9 protein-coding genes are annotated in these 6,439 nt (G+C 71.2%); all 9 read right to left on the minus strand.

Translation table 11 applies throughout. The features are described from left to right. Positions 1 to 38 precede the first annotated feature (38 nt). Entirely contained in the window at positions 39 to 812 is a 774-nt protein-coding gene (lepB, locus tag AC51EU_RS07590) for a signal peptidase I (RefSeq protein ID WP_496265903.1), read from the minus strand. 85 nt (positions 813 to 897) lie between these two features. Next, a complete protein-coding gene (gene lepB, locus AC51EU_RS07595) occupies positions 898 to 1,923 on the minus strand; it encodes a signal peptidase I (RefSeq protein ID WP_496265904.1) in 1,026 nt (341 codons plus the stop codon). Further along, positions 1,916 to 2,671: a signal peptidase I gene (gene lepB, locus AC51EU_RS07600; RefSeq protein WP_496265905.1), complete on the minus strand. Its 756-nt coding sequence runs from the start codon at positions 2,669 to 2,671 to the stop codon at positions 1,916 to 1,918. The genes lepB (AC51EU_RS07595) and lepB (AC51EU_RS07600) overlap by 8 nt, the downstream gene beginning before the upstream one ends. Positions 2,672 to 2,755: 84 nt before the next feature. Continuing rightward, on the minus strand, positions 2,756 to 3,103 hold the full coding sequence (rplS, locus tag AC51EU_RS07605) for a 50S ribosomal protein L19 (protein ID WP_496265906.1): 348 nt from the start codon (positions 3,101 to 3,103) through the stop codon (positions 2,756 to 2,758). 132 nt (positions 3,104 to 3,235) lie between these two features. Then, positions 3,236 to 4,051 carry a tRNA (guanosine(37)-N1)-methyltransferase TrmD gene (gene trmD / locus AC51EU_RS07610; RefSeq protein ID WP_496265907.1) on the minus strand — a complete coding sequence of 272 codons (816 nt, stop codon included), beginning with the start codon at positions 4,049 to 4,051 and terminating at the stop codon, positions 3,236 to 3,238. Then, positions 4,051 to 4,605 (minus strand): ribosome maturation factor RimM, encoded by a 555-nt coding sequence (gene rimM, locus AC51EU_RS07615; RefSeq protein WP_496265908.1) that lies wholly within the window; start codon positions 4,603 to 4,605, stop codon positions 4,051 to 4,053. Before rimM ends, trmD begins: the two co-directional genes overlap by 1 nt. 175 nt (positions 4,606 to 4,780) lie before the next feature. Next, entirely contained in the window at positions 4,781 to 5,020 is a 240-nt protein-coding gene (locus AC51EU_RS07620) for an RNA-binding protein (RefSeq protein WP_496265914.1), read from the minus strand. Positions 5,021 to 5,022: 2 nt separating this feature from the next. Next, positions 5,023 to 5,460 (minus strand): 30S ribosomal protein S16, encoded by a 438-nt coding sequence (gene rpsP, locus AC51EU_RS07625; RefSeq protein WP_496265909.1) that lies wholly within the window; start codon positions 5,458 to 5,460, stop codon positions 5,023 to 5,025. Positions 5,461 to 5,615: 155 nt separating this feature from the next. Next, the gene (locus AC51EU_RS07630; protein ID WP_496265910.1) at positions 5,616 to 6,206 is read right to left on the minus strand and encodes a hypothetical protein; all 591 of its coding nucleotides are present in this window, start codon (positions 6,204 to 6,206) and stop codon (positions 5,616 to 5,618) included. Positions 6,207 to 6,439: the final 233 nt, after the last annotated feature.

Genomic DNA, 6,439 nt, shown 5'->3' on the forward strand with positions numbered 1-6,439 from the left:
CGCGGGCGCGGCCCGCGTCGAAGACCTGGGACGGCACCCTATCGGGGCTTGCGTGGTGTGGTCAGCCTCCTGCGGCGCCACAGCACGATCGGGACGGCGCCGGCGAGGCCGAGGGCGGCCGGGGTGGCGGCCATCGCGGTGTTCAGGCCGACCTGGTCGAAGGTGTCGGGCACGGGGAGCGTCGACCAGCGGTTGACGGGCCAGGCGATGGTGAAGGCCCGGCCGACGACCTCGTCCACCGATACCGTGCCGTTGCCCTTGAGGTTCTGGTGGTAGCGGGAGTCGAGGGAGTCGTCGCGGTGGTCGCCCATGACCCAGATGCGGTCCTTGGGGACGTGGATCGGACCGAACGGGCGGTCACCGCAGGGGGTGTTGCCCGGGAAGATGAAGGAATCCTCCTTGAGGGCCTTGCCGTTCACCTTGACCGGTCCGGTGCCCTGGCACTCGACGGTGTCGCCGCCGACCGCGATGACCCGCTTGATCAGGTCCTTCTCCTCGGCGGACGGCATCAGGCCGATGAAGCTGAGGACCTGCTGGACGGGGTTGGGCTGGGGCGTCGGCGTCTCGTTCAGCCAGCCGCCCGGGTCGTGGAAGACGACGACCTCTCCGCGCTGCGGCTTGGCGCCGAACCACGGGGTGAGCTTGTCGACCAGGACCCGGTCGCCGCGTTGCAGGGTGTCCTGCATCGAGTCGGACGGGATGGAGAACGCCTGCACCAGGAACGTCTTGATGAGCAGGGCGAGGAGCAGGGCGATGCCGATGAGGATCGGCAGTTCCTGCCAGAAGGCGCGGGGCTTCTTGGGCTGTTTCACCCCGCGGCCCCCCTTCCGTTCCGTCTTGTCCCTGTGTGCCCCGTGTCGTGCGCCCGTTGCCGGCGCCGCAGGCTCCGCCGCGGGTTCACCGCGCCGCTCCTGCTCCCCGGGCTCCTCCGGCTCTCCGGTTCCGGACCGCGGGCCGACCGCCAAGTCCCCCACATCCACTCCTCACTCCACGCGCTCGCCCGCCCGTCAACCGGTGCAGGCCCACCACTCCCATAACGAGCGGGAGTTCCGCAGGGGTCGGGAGTACGGTCAAACTGTCGGGAGACACCCTATGCGGGGATCCCGCCGCCGACGGTTTCACGCCCGGCGCGTCGTGGACCCGGGTGAAGGTGCCGGGTTCCTCCAGGCGCCGCCAGTGGCCGAAGGGCCAGGCGATGACGACGGCGCGGCCGACGACATTGTCCTCGGAAACCGTTCCACGGTACGGCTCGGCGAGGTGGTAGCGCGAGTCCCCGGAGTCGGAGCGGTGGTCGCCCATGACGAAGATCCGTCCCGTGGGGACGTTCACGGTGAACTTCATCAGGGACGGCGGGTTGCCGGGGTGGACATAGGGTTCGTTCAGGGGCGTGCCGTTGACGGTCACCCGCCCCTGGGCGTCGCAGCAGCGTACGGTGTCGCCGCCGACGCCGATGACGCGCTTGATCAGGTCCTGTTCGTCGGCGGACGGCAGCAGGCCGATGAAGGTGAGGGCGTCCTTGAGCTGTTTGACGCCGGGAGGGTCGTCGGCGGGGGTGGTCTGCTCGTTCTTGAGCCAGCCCCCGGGGTCCTTGAAGACGACGACATCGCCGCGCTGCGGCTTGGCGCCGAACCACGGGGTGAGCTTGTCGACGAGGACGCGGTCGCCGATGCGGATCGTCTGCTCCATGGAGCCGGAGGGGATGACGAACGCCTGGACGAGGAAGGTCTTCAGGACCAGGGCGATGGCCAGGGCCACGCCGATGAGGATCGGTATTTCCTTGAGGTAGGAGCGGCGCCTGCGGCGCTTGATGCGCTGGGCCTGGCGCCGTCGTTCGGCGCGTCCCTTCGGGGAGCGGCGCCCGCCGGACGCTTCCCCGGTGCCGGGGCCGTCGTCGCCGCGCCGGGGGCGCCCTCGGCTACCCATGCGGGCCTGCCGGGGCGGGGACGGCGTCGAAGGCGGGTGGGAGGTCGAGGCTGGTCCAGCGGCGCACGGGCCAGCTGATCCAGTCGACCCGGCCTATCACCTTGTCGACGGGTACGGTGCCGCCGCCCGGTTCGCCGAGGTGGTCGCGGGAGTCACGGGAGCGGGACCGGTGGTCCCCCATGACCCACAGTTTTCCCTCGGGCACCACGATGTCGAACGCTATGGAGGACGCCGTGTCCCCCGGATGCAGATAGCCCTCGGTCACGGGCTTGCCGTTCACCTTGATCCGCCCCCCTTCGTCGCAGCAGGTCACCCGGTCCCCTCCGATGCCGATCACGCGCTTGACGTAGTCGGTGCCGTCGCCCGGGGCCAGGCCCAGCGCCGCTCCGGCCCCGCGCAGCAGGCCCGTGACGGGATTCTCCTCCGACTCCCTGTGAACGAAGGACCCCGTCCCGTCGAAGACGACGACCTCACCCCGGCGGGGCGAGGTGCCGAAACGGTACGCCAGCTTGTTGACCAGCACCCGGTCCCCGATCTGGAGGGTGTTCTCCATCGAGGAGCTGGGGACGAGGAACGGCTGCACGACGAAGAGGCCGAGCAGCAGCAGGAAGGCCAGGCAGGCCGCGAGCAGGGGCAGCGGCCGGACGCGGAAGCGGGCGGGAAAACGCGCGGAGCGCGACCGCGGCTCCCGTCCCTCGGTGGGGTCGGGAGAGCGGTCGCGCTCCGGAAGCTGTGCGTCGGTGTCCATCGGTGCCCGAGCCTATCCGGCCGGACCCGGGAACCGGGCGTGAGCTGGGTGACGCGATGCCCGTACGGTGCCGGGCGGCGCGGTTCAGCTGTCGCGCTTCTCCTTGATCTTGGCGGCCTTGCCGCGCAGCTCGCGGAGGTAGTACAGCTTGGCGCGGCGGACGTCACCGCGGGTCACGAGCTCGATCTTCTCGACGATCGGGGTGTGCACCGGGAAGGTGCGCTCGACGCCGATGGAGAAGCTGACCTTGCGGACCGTGAAGGTCTCCCGCACGCCGGAGCCCTGGCGGCGGATGACGACGCCCTTGAACTGCTGCACACGGGAGCGGTTGCCCTCGATGACGCGGACGTGGACGTTGACGGTGTCGCCCGGGCGGAAGGCCGGGACGTCGCTGCGCAGCGACGCGGCGTCGACGGAGTCGAGAAGGTGCATGACCTGCTGCTTTCCTCGCCGATGCCACAGGTCATCGGCGGAATGTCGAAGAAGATGTTCGATTGCTGTTCCGTCGGGCGGGCGTCGTTCCCCCTGTGGCAGGGGCGCGCGCCGGACGCACACAACAGCCGCCTATTCTTCCACGCCCCCCGGCGTGCGCCCAAATCGGCCGTCCGCGCCCTCGCTCCAGCCGAGTTCCGCGAGCAGGGCGCGGTCGTGCTTGTCGAAGGCGGCCGGGTCGGCGCGGGCGATGAGGTCGGGGCGGTTGCGGTCGGTGCGGCGGAACGCCTGGTCGCGGCGCCAGCGGGCGATCCTGCCGTGGTGGCCGCTGAGGAGGACGTCGGGGATGCCGCGGCCCCGCCACTCGGGGGGCTTGGTGTAGACGGGGCCCTCCAGGAGGTCGGCCATCGCCCCGGGGGCGAAGGAGTCGTCCTGGTGGGAGGCGGCGTTGCCGAGGACGCCGGGCAGCAGCCGGGCGATGGCCTCGACCATGACCAGGACGGGCGCCTCGCCGCCGGCCAGGACGTAGTCGCCGATGGAGACCTCGCGGACGTCGAGCCGGTCCCCGTACTCGTCGATGACGCGGCGGTCGATGCCCTCGTAGCGGGCCGGGGTGAACACCAGCCAGGGCTTGGCGGAGAGTTCCACGGCGAGCTGCTGGGTGAACGGTTCGCCGCTGGGTGTGGGGACGACCAGTACCGGGGCGGTGTCCTCGGCCCCGGAGGCGATCACGGCGTCCAGTGCCTCGCCCCACGGCTCGGGCTTCATCACCATGCCGGGTCCGCCGCCGTAGGGGGTGTCGTCGACGGTGTTGTGCTTGTCGTGGGCCCATTCCCGCAGGTCGTGGACGCGTACGTCGAGCTGGCCGCGGGCCCGGGCCTTGCCGACGAGGGAGACGTTCAGCGGTTCGAGGTACTCGGGGAAGATCGTGACGACGTCGAGGCGCATCAGTGGTCCTCGCCGCTCTCGCGCCCGGAGGCGGTCTCGGCCTCGGAGGCGTCCAGGAGGCCGCGCGGCGGGTCGATGACGGCGCGCTGCGCTTCGAGGTCGATCTCCGGGACGATCTCGGAGACGAAGGGGACCATGACCTCGCCGCCGTCGGGCCGCCGGACGATCAGCAGGTCCTGGTAGGGCAGGTGGGAGATCTCGGCGATCCGGCCGACGGGCGTGCCGTCGCGGGTGACGACGTCGAGGTCGATCAGCTGGTGGTCGTAGAACTCCTCGGGGTCCTCGGGGGCCTCCTCGGGGTCGACCTCGGCGATCAGCAGGGTGTTGCGCAGCGCCTCGGCGGCCGTGCGGTCGGTGACGCCCTCGAAGCGCAGCAGCAGCCGTCCGCTGTGCACCCGGCCGTGGCTGATGGTCAGCGGTCCGGTCGAGGCGGGGTCGGTGGCCAGGACGGCACCGGGGGCGAGCCGCAGTTCCGGCTCGTCGGTGCGCACCTCCACGGTGACCTCGCCCTTGATGCCGTGGGCGCGGCCGATCCGCGCGACTACGAGCTGCACGCTGCTCCTTGCGACTGGTCCGCCGCCGCGGGGGCGGTGGTGGCCGGGGTCCGCCGGGACCCTCGGTGATGGACAACGATGGGGGGCCGGCCGGTGTTCCGGTGCCCGGCCCGTACGACGTCGGGCCGGGGACGGCCCGAGGGCCCTCCCCGGCCCGAGCCGGTGTGCTACTGGATCAGTGGACCTGGTCCACGTCGACGAGGTCGACGCGGATGCCTCGTCCACCGATGGCGCCCACGACGGTCCGCAGGGCGCGAGCGGTGCGGCCGTTGCGGCCGATCACCTTGCCGAGGTCGTCGGGGTGGACCCGCACCTCCAGCACGCGCCCTCGGCGCAGGGTACGCGAGGCGACCTGCACGTCATCGGGGTTGTCGACGATGCCCTTGACGAGATGCTCAAGGGCTTCCTCGACCATGCTCATGCCTCGGTCGACCCGGTGGACTCGGCCTCGGCCTCGTCCGCCTTCTTGTCGGCCTTCTTCGCCTTCGGGGTGATGGCCTCACCCTTGGGCTCGTCGCCCGACGCCTTGGCGGCGGCCTCGAAGAGGGCGCGCTTGTCGGCCTTGGGCTCGGCGACCTTCATCGGCGCCGGGGCCGGCAGGCCCTTGAACTTCTGCCAGTCGCCGGTGACCTTGAGGATGGCCAGGACGGGCTCGGTCGGCTGCGCGCCGACACCCAGCCAGTACTGGACACGCTCGGAGTCGACCTCGATGCGCGAGGGGTTCTGCACCGGGTGGTACAGACCGATCTCCTCGATGGCCCGGCCGTCACGGCGGGTACGGGAGTCGGCGATGACGATGCGGTAGTGAGGCGAGCGGATCTTGCCCAGACGCTTCAGCTTGATCTTGACTGCCACGGGAGTGGTGTCTCCTGGTCTTGACGTGGTGGGGCACAACGAGATGCCACGTGGGGTTGCGGTACTCGGATGCCCGATGGACGCGCCAGCCGGAGGAGAGAGGGGTCCTGTGCGACTGTCGAGTACAGCGGACCATTGTGCCACACACCGCCGGGTCACCCGACGGCGGCCACCTCGGGGATGCGGAACGGTTTGCCGCAGCCGCCGCACACGATCGGGGCCTGGGCCAGCACGGACGGGACGACGCGGACGTTGCGGCCGCAGTCGCAGACGGCCTTGACGCGGACGCCGCCCCCGGAGGAGCCGTGCCGCGCGGCCGGGCCGCGGAAGCTGCGGGCGCTGTCGGCGGCGGTCGCCGCGGTGTGCGCCTTGAGGGCTCTGGCGAGCCGTTCGATCGTGGGACGGTAGCGCCGCCGCGCCTCGGGGCTGAGGGTGACCAGGGAGAAGCCGCTGCTGGGATGCGGCTCGTCGGCGTGGTCCAGGCCCAGCTCCTCGGCGATCGCCAGGAACCGGCGGTTGTGGTAGCGGCCGGCGCGTGAGGTGTCGCGGATGCCGCGGGCGGCGGCGATGCCGTGCACTGCCTCATGGAGCAGCCGTTCGAAGGAGAGTTCGGCGCCACACGCGGACGAGGACTCTCCGATCAGGGATTCGGGCGCGGCCAGGTCCGGCAGCTCGGGGTGGTGCCGTTGAATATCGGCCCATGCGAGCGCCAGCTCGGCGGCGAGGACAGGCGGTGTCGTGCTCACGTCGTGACAACGAGCCGGGGAGCCCTGGCGTTCCGATTCCGGGGCATCCCAAATATTTTGCACGTACCGGTCAGTTTTCGCTCATGCGCTGCTCCGAGGGAGGGAAACGCGGAGCCGTCGGCGCGCGGCGGGCCGGTGCGGACGCCCGCGTACGCCGCATGGCGCAGACCGGCGTACGCCACCTTGAGGAGCCCCCTTCCCGCCGTGGGCCCCGGCTCGCGTACGGCGTTCGG

Source organism: Candidatus Streptomyces philanthi, assembly GCF_059553635.1.